The following is a 20,264-nucleotide window of genomic DNA, read 5'->3' as shown; positions in this document are numbered from 1 at the left end:
ATGTAGTAAGTGAATCAAAACAACAATCCAAAAAGCAGATATTGTAACTTCAACTTTTTCATTCTTTTTTTGATATACCCAATAAGCATAGTTATATAATATTCCAATTATTGCTGTAGCAACTATATAAGTAATACCATCTGAATGACTTAATCCGAATATAATTGATGCTATTAAAATAATAAGATAAACACGATCTTTAATAAAAGAAATACAACTTAATACCCAAAATAAAAATACCTGAAAAATTACTGTTTCATATACTGGTGCCGCAAATACTCCTACTAAAATCTGTATAATAGCGAGTTCTTCCTTTATCGGATGTTGTTTTATCGGTGGCAAAAATAAATCTAACGGCATCACAAGTAAAAACGATCCCAATACAATAAGTAATACAAACCAAATTACAGGTAAAGCAAACATAAATTTATTAAATTTTTCCAGCATATATCTTTCTCCTATTCCTTCTCATATCAATAAAATTATATATTAAAATTATGTTAATACAATAAGTAATAGAATTAAATCAACACAAATAGTACTAAATAGTAAATTCTCTATCTTCTTCCCTATTCCATCAATGTAAACTTTTGAATATTAGTTTACATTCAATTCCCCTTAATCATTGACTTCTAACCAAAAACCCTGATATCCTTAATTTATATAATAAAAGTATACATTCAAAACACTATAAATAAAGAGGGCATAAATCCATGAATAAAAATCCACATCTTATTGATGTCCAACCCATTCGTAGCAAAGAACAGATCGAAGATATGAAATGGGCTCTTAAACGTCATTGTTCCAAACGAGACTATATTCTGTTTCTTATCGGCATCCATACCGGATTACGCGTGAGTGATCTACTCCAACTCGAAACACAAACCATAATAAAGTTAAAACGAAAAAAGAGAAAAGAATTCAAAATCAAAGAAGGAAAAACAAAGAAAGAACGCATGATTAACCTTACTTCCATTTTTGATGAGGTATACTCTTATGCTCAAACCCTAGATAATACCTGGTTATTCCCTTCCCGAAAAGGAGGTCAACCCATTAGTAAGATCCAAGCGTATCGACAATTGCAAAAAGCCGGAGATTTTGCCAGTGTAGAATCTATCGGAACACACACTATGCGCAAAACCTTCGGTTATTGGTTTTATAAACAAACTAAAGATGTAGCTATGCTGCAAGAAATTTTAAATCACAGTACACCACAAATTACACTTAAATATATCGGGATCAATAAAGAAGAAAAAGATAATATCCTTGATACATTTCAAATCTAAACTTTCTTATTTTTGTTAATTTTAATATATTGAATATATAATATTAAAAGGAGTGTTCATCATAAATAATCTAAATAAATTCCTAAATGAAAACCAATTTATCAAATATTCCCTTTACATAATATTAGGTGCCGGAATTATAAAAATAGGCTATGAATTTGGATATTACATTGCAAATTTAGCGATGTAAAGATAAAAAGACCAGATTAATAGGATGTTTCTCTAAGAAATACAAAAAACCTTAGGTAATTAAAAACACCTAAGGTTTTTTAATTCAATAGATTAATCCATTAAATTTTTCAACTCTAAAAACAATTTTTAATTACATCACCTAGTTCAAAAAACTCCAAAACAGCTTTTTGTGTTTCACCCGGTAAAGCTCTAGTAGATACACTTACCGCTCTCTTAATAGCATTACCTCTACCATAACCAAGATTACGTTGATGCTTATATGCTGTTACAATGGTCTTAGTCATAGAGTTAATACCACCCATTAACTTAGCCGCTTGTTTAACCTTTAAAATTTTTGCCCATGGAAGAGCATTTACAGCAATCGCTTTTCCAGCACTAGAAATACAATCCCAACTAACACCACGAAGTGATCCATTAAGATTATCCGCTACAGCTGTTAAATTATCACCATCTGCTATAAAAGTATATCCAGCAAACTCAGATCCTTTATTTTCGTTTAACCATTCAACCCCAGAATCAATTCCTGAATTCGCAACAGCATCTGGCATTTTTTCTACTAATTCTAAAAGTGGAGATAAAGCTTCATAGTCTTCAATTTCTGATTCTATCTGTTTAGCTTCATTCTTAGTTGTTTTAACTTCTGCATTTGCTACCGGAAAACTAAAGATTGTAGAAAACATTAAAAACGAACAAAAAAGAATACCTAACCTTAAAAATCTTTTTGACATACAAAAACCTCTCCCTTGATTTTACATTTATTCAAATATATGCGCATACTTCAATAATATGGTAACATATATTAAAATATAGTCCATACCTAATTTAAATTTACTAAGGAGGTTTTCCACATGAATAAATACATTTTACCTGGAATTATACTAATCTCTATCATTACCTTTATCGCAAACTTTATTGTTAATGATGAGAAAATCAATGCTCTAATTGATGTCATTGGCCTTATTTTAATTTTAATTTTAGGATTCTGGGGTTTTTCACGAATAAGTAAAGATCAGAAAAAAAACAAATAATATTTTAAATAAAAAGCTAAGAAAAAAGATCTAGTTTTTTACTAAATCCTTTTTCTTAGCTTTTTGTATTTTTATATTTAAATATTATAAATACATATTTTTAGTCTGAAATCCATCTTGCAACAGATCATTGCATGCCTTTTTTATAACGCTACGATGCGTTCCTTACTATTTAACATTAGAATAATTAAAGTAATCAAAGGAGGTACATATATGGACATTGGAAAAAAAATAAAACATTTAAGATTAATAAATAACATGACACAAGAAGATGTAGCCAGCCAATTATTTATTTCAAGACAAGTTATATCTAAATGGGAACTAGGAAAAAGTCTTCCTGATCTAACCAATTTATTAGCCTTAAGCAATCTATTTAATGTTTCAATTGATTCTTTATTAAAGGAGGATTCAAATTTGCAAAATCAGATAATAAAACAAAGCAATTATAAAAGATATTTATTAATAGCCGCTCTCTACATATATTCTTTAATTACTATTGTTGTTATATTTTATTGTCTCATTGCTTTTTTACTTATACCAAAAGACATAAAAACATCAGATCTAAACGTTATTAATTCCCACTTTTATCAAGAAAGCGATAAAAAAGAAATTCTATATATTTATAGTAAATTAACACCGTTTTTCTCCAATTATTCAGGAGATTATAGCATTCAAACAAAAGAACATGAAATAAACATTCATGCTAATCAAAATTCAATTCCATTTAGAAATAAAGATGTTTTATTTTCAATCGAAAAAGATATAGCTCACGGGATAGATTGGCAAGAAAAAGATGTTTACATTGTAGACGAAAACAATAACAAAATACTTATATATAACCATAAAAACAAACAACTATATTATCAAACAAAAAATTAAAGTAGGTGATCAAAATTAAAAACATTTACAAATATTTTTTTATACTAACTACGCTTATTCTTAATATAATTAGTTCTCTACTCATTATGAATACTGGATTTACACCAGGGAATATGGTATTTGCCATTACATTTTTAATTTTCACTATGCTATTTCAATCCACTACAATGCTATTTATTATATATATGATTAAAAATGATACATCTAAAAAAATAAAAATAATATTATACATATTTTTAACATTAGATATATTTATCTTTTTATCGTTGCTATACATGGCATATATAGTAACAACAGCATTAAAATATTATTAACATCAATATAGCAAGGGAATGCTTGTAGACTGATCTATACTGCATTCCCTTATTGTATGTATGCTATATTCTTATTCGCCTTTTTCTAACAGTATAACCACGAATTTTGGCGAAGACATTGGTTTTTTCCCTTTAATACTGGGGCATCTGTCCTATGCTTTTCACTCCACGATTCACTTGACTACGAGCCTCTTCCCCTCATAGTCAAGTGACTTTCGCGGCATAAACACATAGGAATCAGTAGATTACTTCCAAAATTGATACCATTTCTTTTCATTACTTGCCGCAACCATCTGTTTTACTTCTTGAAGCTCTCGCATAACAGTCATAACAGCTTTATCACGATCAGCAACTTGTTGTTTCTCTACAGTATCGGAGTGAGTTAATAATTTTTGTTGCGATTCCAATAAGTTTGTTAATTGAGCTATTTGTTCATTTTGATTCTGTAATTGTTTTTGTTGTAGCTCCACTGTACCTTTTAATTCTTGCAATAATTCTTTTAAATCATCTGATTTAGGTGTTATAACAGTCATATTTATATTCTGAACTGTTAACCCTTCTTCTTCTAAAAGTAATTTACAAGCATCTTCCAATGTAACTTGGGGCATACTTTTTAATTCTACTAACCTTTGTAATAATCCGATATCATAATCATCAAAAATAACCCGTTCTCGTTCATCTCTTTTAAAAGCATAACAGTTATAACTCTCAATTAATAAATAATATTTTTTAATCGTAGACGGTGATACTTTTAATCTTTTAGCAACTTGGGATACATTTTCATAAATTATAGGAGTCATAATAGTCATAACCTCCTTTTTAGTATTTCAAATTCGTTATAACGGTTATAACTCCTCTATCTTAGCATTTTAAATAAACTTGAGCTAAATCTACTCTTCCTCTTCCGTGACCTAATTCTTCATGAACTATATTCATCGCATCTTGTACTTGCCGATAGGTAGTTTTAAACTCTTGACGAATCCCATAATCCGCGCGTTTTCCTCGCTCATAATTTTTAAGTATATAAGCCAATACTTTCTGTCCTTGCTCATAGGATTCCCCTAATAATTCTTTAAAACGTTCCCTCGCGAACGTATGACGGAACATATGCGTTCCATTCGTAGGAATCCCAGTTGTCCTTCCAGCTTTTAATAGAGCTGCCCGCAAAGTATTATCTTTAACTGGAATGACTTTTTCATGTAACTTTTTATCTTTAATTATTTCATAGATTTTTTCTTGCAATCTTTCAGGTATCTGAATTTCACGTCTCCGTCCACCTTTTGTAATTCCTTTTCCATTCTTAATCTTTAAAACACCATTCTTCAAATCAAAATGTTCTAAAGTCAGATTGATAACTTCCCTCGTACGAAGTCCCAAATATAACTGTAATTGAAATGCATTCCGAACATGGATAGAGGGGATATTCTCTATTAATCTATTCGCGTCTCTCAAGCTCATAGAGCGATTCTCAGGAGCTTTCTTATTTTTTGGGTTGTTATAGCTAAACACTCTTTTTTCAGAACAAAAGCTCACCGGGTCCTTTTGAAATTTCTCTGCTTGTTTGTGCATAGCTATTTGTAACTTCCTTAAGCACGTCTCAATATTCATTAGGTGTCCGTGGGACACCCCTTCTTGTTCTTTATACTGTAAATAAGCATAATAATATTCTTCTTTAAAATAAATGATTCGTGTAATTCCATACTGTTCCCTACAAAAACGTGCAAAATCAATTGAAACCGATATTGTATTTTGAATATGTTTAAAAGAATATAGCCCCCTCGTATGCTGCCCTTCTTTTTTCGCCTCATATTTTGATTGCCCAATACAAATAATTTCTTTTATTGCATTTTCAATTTGCCTTACAAGGGATACTTTTGAAGATCCTCGCCGTCTTCCCATATTCCCGCCGCCCTTCGGTCGGCCCGTTTTCGCTTACGCTCAAACGGGCATAATCCACCTTATGGTGCGCGGCAAATGCGCCGCACACCATAAGGTGTCAATTTGCTACTCCATATGTATCTGTAAAACTCCAATTTAAGCCTAAGCCTATCGCTCCATATTTAGCGTGGAGAGCAACTGTTATATCCACGTTTTCCTTAGCAAATCCACTTATCTTCGCAACGGCATGGCTATAGCCATGCTTCTTTCGTACCTTCCGGTCCTCACTCCTTTTTTATATTGTTTAATCCCAAAACACATTTGTTCATTTTCATGATTTCATTAAAAATAAATAATTATATATAAAAAGAGCCGTTCCGGAATCAGAGTCATAGACACAAAATAAGTGTCTGAATCTGAACCGCGAAACGGCTCTTGAATGTTTAAAAGAAATAAAAAAGAAAAGAAAAGTAAATCTACATTAAATTTAACATAAGTTAGGTATAGATTCCATTGATTTTCGTTGACTTTTAGAATAGGGACTGACTCCCTCTTTTGAGTCTAACCCCTGTGTATTATATCTATCCATACGGTAAATGAAATTATTAACGGTTTAACTTGTATACTAACAAATTTAGGGCAATAAACGTGGCGCGTAATTGTTGTGTGAGTAATTGATAATCCTCTTTCTCCTATTATTTTCATCAAATTACGAAAACACAGATTGTAACGCGAGTACGACCTGACCATTAATAAGAATAGTTGAAGCTAATAATCTTTACGCTTGAATAGGTTTTAGATCAATGAGTATGGAACACTATCAAAAAACAGTACATATCGCAAGTTAAAATGCTTTGTACTGTTGCTTACTTATCTATTATTTTTTACACCTGCTATAGTTAAAAATTGTTTAGTAAACTATTTTTTCCATTAAATGTATCCTATAAATCTTATATGAAATTTAAAGTACAGGTACTAATTTCCACACAACTTTTTCTTTACCTAAGTAGGCTCTTGTAATAGGACCATTTGTTACTTCGATATCTTCATAATTAAGATATCCACCTTCTGATTGCAGGGTATATCCTCCTTCTACAGAAGTTATTATCCAATCAACCGCGTATTGTTCACCCAAACTAATATATAAACCACCCCCACCATAATTATCTATAAAGTGATCAACAAGTCCTATCCCAGGCATCGGATAAGGCATCCCAATATGGTATGTCTTTTTTTCTTCAGAAAAAACCAATTTCATACGAGCTCCATTAGGTTTTTCCACTGTATTGCCTAGTGAAGGAGCAACTACTAAAGATGGTGAAAAATTAAAAGACCGATGAGAACCTAATCCTCTTGTTGGTAAATCTGCTGGAACTATATAATAATTTTTACTTGTGTCAATTCGATCTACTACCGAATCGGATGGGGTAGATGCACTTGCTTTCTCTATTGGGGGAAATCCTAACAATGTAACTAAAACCAGAAAGGATAGTAATAATCCTTTAAATTTCACAAAAACACGTCCTTTCATATTTAAATATTATAGAGATAAAAACATTTTGAGAACATAAAAGCTTACTAGCTTATTATTAATTACTTATTCACGTATTATCATTTAAACAAGTTATATTTAAAACTTATATAAACTTTAAGACGTAGGTACTAATTTCCACACAACTTTTTCTTTATCTAAACAGGCACGTGTAATAAGACCATATAGTGAATCAATCTCTTTATAATCAAGGTACCCTCCTTCGGCTTGCAGTGTATATCCTCCTTCTACAGAAGTTATCGTCCAATAAATCGCGTCTTTTTCAGATGGACTAAACCCTAAACCATTATCTATCCAATAATAATACAATCCTATCTTAGGGAACTGATAAGGCACCCCAATACGATATTTCTTGTTTTCTTCAGAAAAATATAATTTCATAGGAGCTGCTACAGGATTTTCCACTGTGTTACCCCTTGAACTAACTACTAAAAACGGGAGATGATTAAAAGACGGGTGAGCCTCTAATCCTCTTGTTGGTGAAACTGCTGGAACTATATAATAATTTTTACTTGTATCAATCCTATCTTCTACTTCGTTTACTGAATTAGATGATACGGATGCACTTGCCTTCTCTATTGGTAAAAATCCTAAAAATGTAACTAAAACCAGGAAGGATATTAATACTCCTTTACTCTTCATAAAATCACCTCCTTTAAAATATTTAACTTATATAATAACCACACAAAGATAAATCTGAATATTAAGAAAATTAGTTGTGAAATTTAGCATAATTCTTGTTCAACTATTTTGTTGCGCATACTATGATTAATACATTTATGCCGTAGGAGCCTATTCAATTGCATTAGTAAGGATTCAAAATTTTAATAGGATAAATTTACATAATAAAATTAACCATGCTTAATAACATACATTATTCATGACCATTGCAAAAATTATTATTTTGGAGTCTTCCCATGAAATAAATCAATCATGTTGGAATTATAGGTGTAGTAGAATGAAGTGTGGTTGTTCGAGCAATTGGTATAATATATAAACGACTGAAGAGTAAAAAAGAAAAGTTTTCTTTTTTACTTTATCATTTCAAATAAATATGATTTATTGAAAGATATCATAAGCAACCATTCCCAAAGGGTATTGGGATATAAGGTGACAGTTGGATTCGAACCAACATAAAAGGGTATGCTAACCTTGTACCATTCCTTATTGGCATGCCACCATGTGAAAAATATTGATATACTAAAATAAAAGGCGACAATCGGATTTGAACCGATGATACAGGTTTTGCAGACCTGGGCCTTACCACTTGGCTATGCCGCCATATAATTCTCTATAAAAGAGAATTAACACTTTGTTTTACGATTAAAACAATGTTAAATATCATATAATTTAACTATTATTTCTGAATAAACAGATTTCACACCACATTATAACATTGTTTATTTAATTTAGTAAATAAAATTACTGATTTTTCAAATATAACCATCATTTATAGAAAGCCTTCGACATTTTGTCTTCTGTGCCTATTGAAATTTCATAGCCCCCCTAGACAAATAAGAGAAGCGGCATGTGACTTCAACGTACAAATATGTTTTTTATTATATGCACCATGAGTTGATCCTACTAAAATAGTGAACAGAAAATAGATATTACAGGATTCTCCTACCCCTATAGATAGGGATAGTCCAATATTGTTGTAAATCATCTAATTCTCTAAACTAAAGTTTTTTATTTAGCATATTCAAGGATTTTAGATTCCTATTTTTAGGTCAACAGATATACACCCTAAATATAGAATGAATATCTAATAAAATAATTTTGTACCTTGATAACACGCAATACCTTTTCTATCAAATAGCTTTTCTTTAAATGCTATAGGATCAGTGTAATAAACTATACCTATGACAACTTGGATTCAAGTATAAATCTTTTAGTGTTAATATGTTCTCTTTTTTAATTTTAAGTCCTTCGTTATCTATATTTAGGCATGTTCATTGGATTAGGATATGTGTTTGGATTTGTAACCATCTGATTTGGTAAAAAAGCAGCTATAGCAGCTGGAACTGTCTCTATATAAATATCGTCTGAACCAGCACCCGTTACAACCTGTTTTAATTCATTTTCATCAACTACACTAATCAATCCACCAGTATTCCATTTTTGTTTTCGCATTTCATCTGATTTTTTTCTTCTAAACATTTGATATCCACCCTTTTTTATAATTTTTTAGTTTGAATTTAAATACGTAGAAAACATTTAAGTTGTTTCTCTTTTAAATTGCTAGATTTTTTTATTTTTAAAGCCAAAATGTTAAATTTATAGTTTGTATCGGTATGAATGATTATTTATAATTCCTCTATATAATTTTTGTTTTACATATATATTTTTAGAAAATCGCACTTGAGAAATAGATCTCAAGTGCTTATTAAGTTAGTTACTATCTCTTTTTCTTTCGGGAATAAAACTAGAAAGGAAAAATGCAGCAGCTAATGCTAGACTTAATTGTTCGGTATTATCAATCTCTAAACCTTTATTCCATTGGTATACAAAAGATACCACTAATAAAAGGATTGCTATTGCACCGGTATATCTTGCTACTTTTCGCATAGTTCCTGTTTTTTTTCTTTGAATATCCATATTTATCCCTCTTTCTTATTAATTAAATTTTCTTTTTCTTAAAGTAATACAGTTCTTGTTATTAAATTCATAAATATATTCACTTAATTTGCTAGTAATTTGTGCTCAGGTTCTATATCTTTGAAGAAGGAAGAGTAATAACCTGCTTTTAACATTAACTCTTTATGAGTACCCGCTTCTATAATAGTCCCTTTATCCATTACAATTATTAAATCTGCATTCATTACTGTAGTAAGTCTATGTGCAATTACAACCCTTGTGCATTTTATTCCATTGAGATAATCATCTACCTTCTTCTCATTCAGATGATCTAATGAACTTGTTGCTTCATCTAACACTAAAATTGATGGTTTATGAACTAAAGCTCTCGCAAGTGCAATACGTTGTCGCTGTCCTCCAGATATATTGAATCCCATCTCAGATATGAACGTATTATACTGCATAGGCATCTTCATAATGTCATCATGTATTTGTGCTATCTTAGCGGCTTCGACAACTTCTTCTATCGATATATCTTTATCGTAAATTGCAATATTTTCAAAAATGGTCTTATTAAAAAGTGTAACGTCCTGAGGAACTACACCAATTTGACGTCTCAATGATGATTTTTCGATATTATTTAAGTCGAAACCATCGTAATATATTTTCCCCTCACTCGGATTATGCAATCCCAATAGTAGACGAGACATGGTACTTTTTCCAGCGCCAGATTCTCCAATAATCGCCACTTTTTGACCCGGTTTAATTTCTAAATTAATATTTTCAACAGACATAGGGCTATATTTTGTATATTGATAACTTACATCTTCAAAACGTATACGGCCTTCGAGATTAGTTATCTCTTTCATATCTGTGTTCTTTTCTTCTATCGGTGCATCTAATACATCTTGTACCCTTCTTAAATACGTACCAGTTACAAAGAAAGAATTAAACATTTGGACAATCGACTGGCTTAATCCAAAAAATTGATTGGAAATAGCGTGAAAAGCTACTAAATTTCCTAATGTTAACTGATTGTTTAATATTAAATAACCACCAAGCCAAAGAGTAACTAAGGGGGCTAAATTCCCGATAGAGCTACTTACTGATTGAACGTAATTATTAAGGTTTTCCTTCTTTCGATAAGCTTTTAATAATTTGTTAAAACTCTTTTTCCATCGAGTAAATATTTTATCCTCGATTCCAGCTGTTTTAACATTGAATATTCCATACAATGTTTCAGTTTGAATACTTTGCACTTCAGTATTAGCAATAATTTCTTCTTGGCTAACTTCTTTTACTCTTGAGCGTGTAGCAATTAATACTACCGCATTAATAGCTGTGAACGCTAAAACAGATAAAGTCAAAAGTGGCGATTTAATAATCATGAAAACGAATATTACAATTAGTAATCCAACATCTAATATACCCTTAATAAGATTTGACCCAATCATATCTCGAATCATTCTTAGACTATTTACTCTGAATAGAAGATCTCCAAATTTTCTTAAGAGGAAAAAATGATAAGGTAAATGAAGTAAATGATTAATAAATTTACTCATCATTTGTTTATCTAAAAAGTTTTCCAATACGATTAAAACCTTACCTCTAACTATATTGAATAGAAATTGGAATCCCACAACAAATACTATTGATATTAAAAATATATTTAATAAATTAAAATTTTGAGGTGAAATGACACTATCTATTAAATATTGGATTAGAAGAGGTATACCTAAAGTAAATAACTGTAAAACAAAAGATAATAAAATTAAATTAATTATCAGGGATGGTCGTTCTCTCAGTATATTAATATATGGTAACCACAAGCTTTTCCGTTTCTTTTTAACAAAGCTTGTACCTGGTACGCATGTCATAACATATTTTGAAAAATCCCTTTCGAATTCTTCCTTTTTTACTTTCGTTCTTCCTACGGCTGGGTCAACAATTGTTGCTCCATGTTCAGATATTTCCTCTAGTACTACATAATGTTTTTCTTTCCAATAAATAATGCAAGGGAGTGGGAGTTTATATAATTCATCATATTCTTGAATTTTAAAACAATTTGCTTCATATCCTAGCCCCTCTGCCAGATTCTTCAAATGAAATAGTGATGTTCCGTCTCTTCCATTACCAATCCTTTCATACATGTCATGAAAAGATACGGTACTATTATGATATTCGGTAATCATCGCTATACAACAAAAACCACATTCAGTCTGTTGAGCTTGTTCTATAAATGGTACCTTCTTCTTAAACATCAACTAGGCTCCTTTCTATATATTTTATTGTACTTAAAATATATACGTTCCCTGATGTTAATAACAATTAGTAAAAAAGTATCAAAAAAAAAGCAAATTATCGTTTGTTTTTTCATTATTTTTTTACTACTACAAAAGAGGTTAAGGGCTAAAACCCTTCTAGATGTGGCTTTGAGTAATAGAAGTACTAACATAAGTTCAACATTATATATCCAATCATTACTTTGAAAATTCTCTTCTCAGAGATATTAATATAGTAAGTATTAACTTATTTAACTGAAATTGTAGTTACTTATAACGAAAAGCAACTTATATACAAATCTCATAGGAAATAGCTTTTTCTGTATAAGTTTCGTTACATGTCCTAAAATAATGTTAAGGGCAGTATTAACAGGAAAAAATTGTTATATATCTATTTTATAATATGGATATGGGATGGGCATGGAGGAAGTAACACTAGATCCGAAACTAACAAGTAGCTATGTTTGCTGCGCTTTACAGATTTCGCGATAAGGTAAAATCCATGAGAGACTTTAGTTCGCCTTTAGGCATAGGATGAAAACATCGTTTTTTCGTAGAAAAGTACTTGTTTTTTTGGGATTTAATTCAACTATAGACACGAACGAGATGCTAAAACATTCGAACACTCAACTAGCTGTACAATATGGTCATAGGATCGTAGCTCACGAGCCTATAATGGTATTTTGTGAGAATGATGGCAATCTTACACGTCAGTGCTATCAGAGATAAACGTCGTCTTTGATAACAAGAAGCCTACTGGGCGTTAACCAGATTGTCCTTTTAAAGGTGGGAGTGTCAATTTTTCTGTATATGTTTGAAAAGATTAGCCTTTTTTCGCTATAAAAAAATACCCAGATAAATAGAAAAAAGAGTCCACCAACCACATATGGACTCTTTTAACTGTTTTCCTGAATAGGATAATATCGGGTCTCTCTATGGACCTTTTCTCTTTCTATACTGTCTTTCTCAATGATTTTACATAACGTACTGTAATTAAAATCATACCAAGAGTAAATGCAACTATTGATACCAATAATATACCAATAGATAATACACCCTGATCAGCTAATTCTGTAGACTTGAATGGTAAAGACCATATATATCCAAATCCCCACTTTACTTCTGAAAAAAGAAATAAGCCGATTAAAGATAAGATTATATTAATAAATGTAAAAGTGATAGATGTTTTAATAAATAAGAATAATAAGAGTTGCACTGTAATAAGTGGAATTGTGGAAACTACAGAAAGTAAAAATACTTTAATCATAAATACTAAAGGAAATGGATCTGTAAAATCAAAATACATTCCAAATAAATATAAGCTTACTAAAACTATTAAGTGTAGTGCAGAAAATAATAATACACTGGATACAAGTTTAGATAAAACAATTTTAAAATTAGTATTTGGAGATAGATGCATTATTTTCCAATTCGTTTTGTTTTCAAACTGACACAGGAAGGCCGTTACCATCCCCGAAATAACAGGAAGAAAAAAACCAACATAGAAGAAAGATGCCAACATCCATACGCCCATCCAATCATTATCCAAACCATGATTATACTTGCCTACTACAAATTTAGTATACATAATCATTGAATATATAATCGGAAAAAGTGCTAGGACGAATAATACAATTTGTTGTGGGTGTTTTCTTATTTTTATCCAATCGGAATAAATTAAATTTATCATTTGAGATCTCCTTTGTTAGTTTTTATTATTCATTTTAATAAATAAAATGTATCCAATTCCTAAAATGAGAATGGTAATAGGAATTCCTGCTAGCATGTACCATTTATCGTATGACCATAATGTATTAAAAACATCTAGATTATTCACAAAATTGATTGGAAAATATAAGATCTGATATGAAATAGGAAACCACCAAAGCTTAGTTGAACTTAATATATCGCCAAAAAGATACGAAGCTAGAGCTAGTGCAACGATCACTGATTGATTTGATACATTAATAGATATAATGAATGCCAAAGCGCAAAATGGAATGCTAATAAGAAATGGATATAACGTAAAGACAAACACATGCTGCATGGAAACCGTATCTAAAGAAATACCTAACCCCGGAAGTAATAACACTGTACAAGTCATATGTATTACGGTTGTAATAATAAGAGCAACCATAACAACAAAGAACTTATTTATATACACACTAAATTTCTGTACTGGATACGTAAATGTTCTTTTCCACGTCGAATTTTTATATTCAACATTGTTTACACTAGCTATAATAAACACCATAAAAAAATTTAATATGTATTTTAAAATTTGCAAATTTATACCAAATATAGTTTCTAATTTAATAGTATGAGAATTACTATAGTAATTTAGTCCAGCAAATTCACCTAATGCAAGTATAATAGGTCCTAAGATAACCAAAAACCAAAAATGACTTTTTCTATATTTTATATACTCAGTGGCTAATACATTTCTCATACACTTACAGCACCTTGTTCAACAATATCTAAATATGCTTCCTCTAAATTCTGCTTTTTAGTTTGGAAAGATTGAATAAAAATCTGATTCGTTACTAATAGTTGTTGAATATCATTCAGTGATTTTTCATCATAATATTCAATACTAAAGATGTTATTATTTACATTGAATGTATAATTGGATTGTTTAAGTAATTTATCAGTCAGAGCTATATTATTAACACTAACTTCAACAATATTTAATGATTGTTTATTTTGTAGGGAAGATAATAAACCTTGGTACTTTATTTCTCCATGATGAATAATCCCGATATGATCAGCCATTTGTTCCACTTCACTTAAAATATGACTTGAAAGGATTATAGTAGAATTAAACATTTTTGGAGCTTTTTTTATTAATTCTTTCACTTCATAAACCCCCTGTGGATCTAATCCATTAGTAGGTTCATCCAATATTAATAGTTCAGGATTATTGATGAAAGCAGCAGCTAATCCTAAACGTTGTTTCATACCCAGAGAATATTTTTTAAAAGCACGATTTCGATCCTCATATAGTTTGAATAAATTCAAAAGTTCTTTTATATGTTCTTTATCATGAACATGTTTCATTTTAGAAGCAATTAATAAGTTTTCATATCCGGACAAGTGCTCATAAAAAGTTGGCGCTTCAATTAATGAACCTGTTTTAGATAAGATTTCTATTCTATTCTTTTGTATATCCATTCCCAATACTTCTACAGTTCCCTCATCAGCCTCTATCAACCCTAAAATAATTTTAAAAAATGTAGATTTACCAGCTCCATTCGGGCCTAACAATCCAAATATCTCACCCTTTTCTATAGTTAAATCAATTCCCTTTAGAACCTGTTTCTCTTTATAGTTTTTATGTAATCCTTTAATGTTTAGAATTTGATTATTCACGAAATCAACCACCTAACGTCATAATTTTCAATCAATTAATTTTATCCTTATATTTCCTGGATATCAATTGTTTATTATGCTTTGTAAAAAGGATGGCAAAGCATAACAAAAAATTGATATTTTTTCATCTGAATTTTCAGTCTATATATCGAGACATTTGGCCAATGCCCCATTACACTCTGTAATCAATTTTTTATTTAATACTACACTCACTATCATCCTATTTTAAAATAATAGTGAGTGTAATTTGAAAATATCATCGAAATAGATTTATTAAGAATACAATTATTTAACGCTACTTGTACTTTTATAACTATTAACTAATCCATATCCATATTGATCATCTTTACCAGTTGCACCTAAATCGGTAGCACCATCTTTTAAATACTTGATAGTTATATCTGCCGAAGGTTTTGTAGAATGAAGCTCATAATACCTTGAGATAATAGCTCCTAATGTACCAGATACTGATGGTGCAGATAAGCTAGTCCCTAGGTTTAGCGTGTAGCCCTTCGGTGTATTTAGTTGAGCATCCAACATAGTGGGTTCTAAATAAGTTGGATAGGTAGTACCAATTAAATAGGATGGATCAAATTTGAATTGATTATCAATAATTGTTCCATATGAACCACTTGGTGCACTAAAGTCTACCTCTGGACCAAAGTTGGAGTAATTTACAAATTCATCGTTCTTGTCTGTTCCCGATACCGTTAATACATTACTTAATCCACCAGGTACATGAATTTTATACAATACACCTTTCTCATCATCTACTTTTTCAAATGGTTTATCCAAGTTTATTCCTTCATTGCCTGCTGAAGCAACTACAATAGAATTTTTTTCTTTCGCATATTGAATAGCCCTTTCATATGCCTTTATAATTGCGTTTTCATCGTCCAAATTTATAGCCTTATATGTTCCTAAACTTAAGTTTATTACGTCTGCTCCGTTATTTGCTGCATCAATAATAGCCTGTATAGTCCAAACTGATTCACCATCTTTTTTCCCTATAACTTTATATGGAGTAATGGTTATATTTGGAACAATCCCTTTTAATTTATCATGAGCTGCAATAATTCCTGCAACCTGAGTACCATGGCCATTTTGATCTAACAGATCCGGTTCACTGGGAACATAGGATTTCCCTTCTAAATACTTAATACTATTTTTAAGTTCAGGGTGGTTATAATCTACGCCACTATCAACTAAAGCGATGTTTACATTTTTTTCTCCTAAAGTTATCTCGTGAGATTTATAATTATCAGTTACCTTGGCAATTTGCCAAGGTGGCGAAACATTCGAGACAGGTTCATTAATAGTAATGGAATTCAATGTTCGTTTCGAAGATAAATTATATTTTAACTTATTATTTGCAAACTGCTCATTTGGATTTAAAATCTTTGGATCTTGTAAAGTTAATTTAGCACTATTAGCAACATTTTCTATAGATGCTTTAAACTTAGTACGTATTTTACTATCTAAATCGGATTGAATATTACTATTAGTTTCTTTATATGAAATCATTTGGATTTCTGGAGTATATTTAATCTCAATTGCATTATTTTCCTCTAAAAAGTTTATAATATTTTCTTTGTTATTCTTTTGAATTTCGTTATCCAAAAGAATAAATTTATAATTATCCGTTTTCTCTATTTCTTCTGCTTTTACCGGTTGTGTAACTAAACTTAACAAGAATACGGAAAGTATAGTCATAAGAATTTTTAGCCGTTTCATGTATCCGTCCCCTTTTATAATTTAGCCTCTTCTAACCTTAAAATAGAAGGAATTGAATTATAGTCAGATTGTTGTAAAAGACCTACCCCAATCCCACTAAGGCCTGTCATTAAACCAAACGATTCAGTTCCCGTACTGACCCCTTTTTTCCAATTATGCGTTTTAGAATACTCTAACAGTTGTATACCAATAGAATTTGCTCGTTCGTAAGATGTTTTATCTTGTAACACTTTTGCTGCATACAAAAGAATATCTAAATTTCCAAAATCTCCATGACATAGTGAACGATTATGACCAAACGATTTATCAATAGTTGTATCTAAAGCCGCATATATATTTTGATCGAGTATACTATTTTCATAATTACTTTCTTTTAACATTAGCCTACTTAATAAGATCCCTGGTGCCCCATGACACCAAGCAACAGAATGATTATCCTTAGAAGGAAGTTTCCAATTTTTATGCTTTGAATCATAGAAACTATTTTCATAGGATAAAACTTTATCTGCTAGTTCTAAAATATTGGGATTATTTATATATTGATTGGCTGCCACCAAAGCGGTAATAATACCTGCCGTTCCATGAGAATATCCAATCCATGAAATATCGTCTCTTTGTTTCCAAGAGACATGCCCCTCTTTTCCAGGATGATGATATGCAGCATTTATTAAGTATTCACTCGCTTGTTTGAGAAGTTTTAGATATTCCTTATTACCACTATCTTTATAAAGGGCTATTAGTACCCCGATTACCCCAGCAGTTCCATCAATAATATCAAATACTTTATCTTGCGATAATTTACTAACAATAATTTTCATAGAATCGAGTATGAGTTGTTCATACTGTTTAGTATGTGATAATTGATTAATATGATTTAAAGCATAAATTGAACCACTAACGCCACTAAAAGTACCAATATTAAACATTCTTTGCTCAGGTAATCCTTGGAGTGAATTAATTACAGGATAAATAGACTTCTCAGCCGTTAATTTATAATCGTTTCTTCCCGTCAAATGATATAAATAACTAAAGAATAGAGAAATACCGCTTAAGCCATTATATAAATCTAAATCAACAGGATAAATATCCCATTTATATTCATTAGAGGCAGATATTACGGTACTAATCCAACAAAGATCCGACTGATCATTTCCCTCTATAGCATTAGCAATTAAATAATCCCCTATATGACGTGCCTCAATTAAAAATTCCTTAGATTTATTAGTATGAATATGGACCTTACGATATGGATCAATAGCTTGTTCATTTGCACCAAATGTAGCTGAATGTGCTAAAAAGCTCATTCGCATAATTCGAATTTGTTGTGAGCAATCTACAATATTAAGATCATCAATCTTCTTTATTACAGCTTCTAAAGGAGATGACTCAAAATAGTTTTGAATACAAATTTGCTCTCTATGATATAAATGATTACTACTCACTGTTGTATAAAAATATGGAATATCATCATTGAGTAAATCAGTTTTTTCAGATTTAATAATTTCTTTTGGTTTGTTCTCGGATTCCAATGCCAGAGTATGGAAATAAATATCTCGATTATATCCTTTTTGTAAAAAATCAGGATGTTTACTTTTTCTTAGTAACTCACCGTATACGGCGGTAGGTCGTAGAATCATTCTTACTATCGTATTTTTAAATTTATCTGATATATAATTGCTATACTGTTGTTTATTACTTAAAATCCAGTTATAAATATATTCAAAACCATCTATTATAATGTCTACATGATCTTTATATGAAACTTTTTCCCCTTTAAAAATAGGTTTATTTTTCTCAAATTCATTTACTTTAACAAATGTATATTTTGCATCTACATGCATAACATCAGTATTTTTTGATTCTATGGAAGGAACTTTTAATGGGTATAATTGATCGTTTTTGTCACTAAGGCCACTTAAATCAAGACCTTTATAGTTAGGATTATCGCTATTGAACGCAAGAAATGGAATAATCCCAGTGGATCGAACAGATCTATTAATTAAATTGAGGGCCTTATTATGAGCAGAATCAGCTTTTTCTTCCAATATTTTCGCATGATGGAATAAAGATTCAAGATCGATTGGAACAGGATACTGTCCCATAGCTATAATATTCTCATAGTGAAAATCCACAGCATTTAAACTATATAAAACTCCTAAAAGACTTCCCATTTTAAAATAAAATGATTCAAGTTGTTCTTCCGTTTGACATTCTATATTCTCAATATATTCAACCCAACCATAAGAATGTTTATCGATGATTTTTGGTGAATACAGTTGAGCTTTATCATTAACTTGATTATTTATCCAAGAAGTTAAATCATTGAATGCTGCTTCGACACCAATTGATCGAGGTTTATAAATAAGTTTCATGTTAGGAAGGAATTCAAGTAATGAAACTGTTTTGCCATCATTATGCTCATCGCCAAGTCCCAATGTAACTGTAATTAGTTTATTCGCCTGGATATCAATATTAAAGGTCTCTTGGATTTGTTCCTTATCTTGTTCAAGATTATAATAAAGGGTAGTAATATTATTTGACCAATGGATTAATGTAGTTAACATCGTTCTATATAATGCAGAATATGTATCCTTAAAATAAACTAAAAATTCATTTGTACTAATATAAGAACAAAAATGAGTGTAACGTTCTTCTGGGGTTTCTCCTGTTAAGTTTTCAAGAACGCGTTGAATATTAAGTTCTAATATTAATGTCTTGTGGGATAATTCATATAATCTTTTATACATATATTCTAGGGGTGCCAATAATTGTGACTCTTCAAAGAACGAATATGTATTCAATGATTTATGAATTTTAGAAAATGAGTAACTCATAAATTTTTTAAAAAAACCGTAAAAAGTTGTTTTTGATAAATGCTCTTCGATTGTTGGGGAAAATTCATATGTTTGGAAACTGTCAAACTCTGAGAAGGTTAATGATAGCAGTGCATCTACTTTATCTATACTGTATTCATCATGTTCTAATTGAGATAGAGTCGATACCTGAATACCTGAAAGATCCTTTAAGATCTCTTCAAATTTATTTTCACTGTTTTCAAATGTATTTTTCCAATAATTTATGTAATCTATAGAATCTGGAACTGTATGATCATTAATTTTTATTTCATCAATAAATGCACTATGTTTTACCGGCATGTTACTGCTCCTTTCATT

Annotated in this window: 17 protein-coding genes and 1 tRNA gene; 3 read left to right on the top strand and 15 right to left on the bottom strand. The window is 30.5% G+C overall.

The features are described from left to right. On the bottom strand, window positions 1-447 hold a 447-nt coding region (locus tag QCI81_RS27145), incomplete at its 3' end, for a CPBP family glutamic-type intramembrane protease (protein WP_353810962.1). Window positions 448-713: 266 nt separating this feature from the next. Between QCI81_RS27145 and QCI81_RS27140 the strand changes: the two genes are divergently transcribed. Next, the gene (locus QCI81_RS27140; protein WP_353810961.1) at window positions 714-1,286 is read left to right on the top strand and encodes a tyrosine-type recombinase/integrase; all 573 of its coding nucleotides are present in this window, start codon (window positions 714-716) and stop codon (window positions 1,284-1,286) included. 305 nt (window positions 1,287-1,591) lie between these two features. On the opposite strand, the gene QCI81_RS27135 is transcribed toward QCI81_RS27140, so the two are convergent. Next, window positions 1,592-2,206 (bottom strand): hypothetical protein, encoded by a 615-nt coding sequence (locus tag QCI81_RS27135; RefSeq protein WP_098852603.1) that lies wholly within the window; start codon window positions 2,204-2,206, stop codon window positions 1,592-1,594. A gap of 120 nt (window positions 2,207-2,326) precedes the next feature. On the opposite strand from QCI81_RS27135, the gene QCI81_RS27130 reads away from it, so the two are divergent. Further along, window positions 2,327-2,506, top strand: coding sequence for a hypothetical protein (locus QCI81_RS27130; RefSeq protein WP_001046050.1), 180 nt, complete (start codon window positions 2,327-2,329; stop codon window positions 2,504-2,506). A gap of 213 nt (window positions 2,507-2,719) precedes the next feature. Beyond that, the gene (locus tag QCI81_RS27125) at window positions 2,720-3,385 is read left to right on the top strand and encodes a helix-turn-helix domain-containing protein (RefSeq protein ID WP_098852602.1); all 666 of its coding nucleotides are present in this window, start codon (window positions 2,720-2,722) and stop codon (window positions 3,383-3,385) included. A 559-nt stretch (window positions 3,386-3,944) separates the two neighbouring features. Here QCI81_RS27125 and QCI81_RS27120 read toward each other — a convergent pair. From QCI81_RS27120 to QCI81_RS27055, 13 genes are all read right to left on the bottom strand, one after another. Further along, window positions 3,945-4,499, bottom strand: coding sequence for a DUF3967 domain-containing protein (locus QCI81_RS27120; RefSeq protein WP_000187862.1), 555 nt, complete (start codon window positions 4,497-4,499; stop codon window positions 3,945-3,947). A 61-nt stretch (window positions 4,500-4,560) separates the two neighbouring features. Beyond that, window positions 4,561-5,598 carry a site-specific integrase gene (locus QCI81_RS27115; protein ID WP_353810960.1) on the bottom strand — a complete coding sequence of 346 codons (1,038 nt, stop codon included), beginning with the start codon at window positions 5,596-5,598 and terminating at the stop codon, window positions 4,561-4,563. Between the two features lie 940 nt (window positions 5,599-6,538). Then, complete coding sequence (locus tag QCI81_RS27105) at window positions 6,539-7,090, bottom strand: hypothetical protein (protein ID WP_080501033.1); 552 nt, start codon at window positions 7,088-7,090, stop codon at window positions 6,539-6,541. A 135-nt stretch (window positions 7,091-7,225) separates the two neighbouring features. Beyond that, window positions 7,226-7,771 (bottom strand): hypothetical protein, encoded by a 546-nt coding sequence (locus tag QCI81_RS27100; RefSeq protein ID WP_076871453.1) that lies wholly within the window; start codon window positions 7,769-7,771, stop codon window positions 7,226-7,228. 568 nt (window positions 7,772-8,339) lie between these two features. Next, window positions 8,340-8,410, bottom strand: a tRNA-Cys gene (locus QCI81_RS27095). 651 nt (window positions 8,411-9,061) lie between these two features. Then, entirely contained in the window at window positions 9,062-9,289 is a 228-nt protein-coding gene (locus QCI81_RS27090; RefSeq protein WP_000489764.1) for a hypothetical protein, read from the bottom strand. A gap of 231 nt (window positions 9,290-9,520) precedes the next feature. Next, the gene (locus tag QCI81_RS27085) at window positions 9,521-9,727 is read right to left on the bottom strand and encodes a hypothetical protein (RefSeq protein WP_000354467.1); all 207 of its coding nucleotides are present in this window, start codon (window positions 9,725-9,727) and stop codon (window positions 9,521-9,523) included. Between the two features lie 83 nt (window positions 9,728-9,810). Continuing rightward, complete coding sequence (locus QCI81_RS27080; RefSeq protein ID WP_000473624.1) at window positions 9,811-11,967, bottom strand: peptidase domain-containing ABC transporter; 2,157 nt, start codon at window positions 11,965-11,967, stop codon at window positions 9,811-9,813. Between the two features lie 973 nt (window positions 11,968-12,940). Beyond that, on the bottom strand, window positions 12,941-13,678 hold the full coding sequence (locus tag QCI81_RS27075; protein WP_071730338.1) for an ABC transporter permease: 738 nt from the start codon (window positions 13,676-13,678) through the stop codon (window positions 12,941-12,943). A 15-nt stretch (window positions 13,679-13,693) separates the two neighbouring features. Further along, window positions 13,694-14,437 carry an ABC transporter permease gene (locus QCI81_RS27070; protein WP_001246719.1) on the bottom strand — a complete coding sequence of 248 codons (744 nt, stop codon included), beginning with the start codon at window positions 14,435-14,437 and terminating at the stop codon, window positions 13,694-13,696. Further along, the gene (locus QCI81_RS27065; protein ID WP_001064635.1) at window positions 14,434-15,357 is read right to left on the bottom strand and encodes an ABC transporter ATP-binding protein; all 924 of its coding nucleotides are present in this window, start codon (window positions 15,355-15,357) and stop codon (window positions 14,434-14,436) included. The genes QCI81_RS27070 and QCI81_RS27065 overlap by 4 nt, the downstream gene beginning before the upstream one ends. A 285-nt stretch (window positions 15,358-15,642) precedes the next feature. Then, on the bottom strand, window positions 15,643-17,091 hold the full coding sequence (locus tag QCI81_RS27060; protein ID WP_071730342.1) for a S8 family serine peptidase: 1,449 nt from the start codon (window positions 17,089-17,091) through the stop codon (window positions 15,643-15,645). A gap of 14 nt (window positions 17,092-17,105) precedes the next feature. Continuing rightward, complete coding sequence (locus QCI81_RS27055; RefSeq protein ID WP_071730344.1) at window positions 17,106-20,246, bottom strand: type 2 lanthipeptide synthetase LanM family protein; 3,141 nt, start codon at window positions 20,244-20,246, stop codon at window positions 17,106-17,108. Window positions 20,247-20,264: the final 18 nt, after the last annotated feature.

This window comes from Bacillus cereus group sp. MG20 (assembly GCF_040459885.1).
GTDB lineage: Bacteria > Bacillota > Bacilli > Bacillales > Bacillaceae_G > Bacillus_A > Bacillus_A cereus.
This window is presented reverse-complemented; position numbering and strand designations above follow the sequence as displayed.

Excerpts from the sequence above, each read along its gene's own strand:
- QCI81_RS27080 (WP_000473624.1), bottom strand. The coding sequence starts at position 11,967 with ATGTTTAAGAAGAAGGTACCATTTATAGAACAAGCTCAACAGACTGAA.
- QCI81_RS27130 (WP_001046050.1), top strand. The coding sequence starts at position 2,327 with ATGAATAAATACATTTTACCTGGAATTATACTAATCTCTATCATTACC.
- QCI81_RS27070 (WP_001246719.1), bottom strand. The coding sequence starts at position 14,437 with ATGAGAAATGTATTAGCCACTGAGTATATAAAATATAGAAAAAGTCAT.
- QCI81_RS27140 (WP_353810961.1), top strand. The coding sequence starts at position 714 with ATGAATAAAAATCCACATCTTATTGATGTCCAACCCATTCGTAGCAAA.
- QCI81_RS27055 (WP_071730344.1), bottom strand. The coding sequence starts at position 20,246 with ATGCCGGTAAAACATAGTGCATTTATTGATGAAATAAAAATTAATGAT.
- QCI81_RS27120 (WP_000187862.1), bottom strand. The coding sequence starts at position 4,499 with ATGACTCCTATAATTTATGAAAATGTATCCCAAGTTGCTAAAAGATTA.
- QCI81_RS27085 (WP_000354467.1), bottom strand. The coding sequence starts at position 9,727 with ATGGATATTCAAAGAAAAAAAACAGGAACTATGCGAAAAGTAGCAAGA.
- QCI81_RS27075 (WP_071730338.1), bottom strand. The coding sequence starts at position 13,678 with ATGATAAATTTAATTTATTCCGATTGGATAAAAATAAGAAAACACCCA.
- QCI81_RS27135 (WP_098852603.1), bottom strand. The coding sequence starts at position 2,206 with ATGTCAAAAAGATTTTTAAGGTTAGGTATTCTTTTTTGTTCGTTTTTA.
- QCI81_RS27090 (WP_000489764.1), bottom strand. The coding sequence starts at position 9,289 with ATGTTTAGAAGAAAAAAATCAGATGAAATGCGAAAACAAAAATGGAAT.
- QCI81_RS27115 (WP_353810960.1), bottom strand. The coding sequence starts at position 5,598 with ATGGGAAGACGGCGAGGATCTTCAAAAGTATCCCTTGTAAGGCAAATT.
- QCI81_RS27100 (WP_076871453.1), bottom strand. The coding sequence starts at position 7,771 with ATGAAGAGTAAAGGAGTATTAATATCCTTCCTGGTTTTAGTTACATTT.
- QCI81_RS27125 (WP_098852602.1), top strand. The coding sequence starts at position 2,720 with ATGGACATTGGAAAAAAAATAAAACATTTAAGATTAATAAATAACATG.
- QCI81_RS27060 (WP_071730342.1), bottom strand. The coding sequence starts at position 17,091 with ATGAAACGGCTAAAAATTCTTATGACTATACTTTCCGTATTCTTGTTA.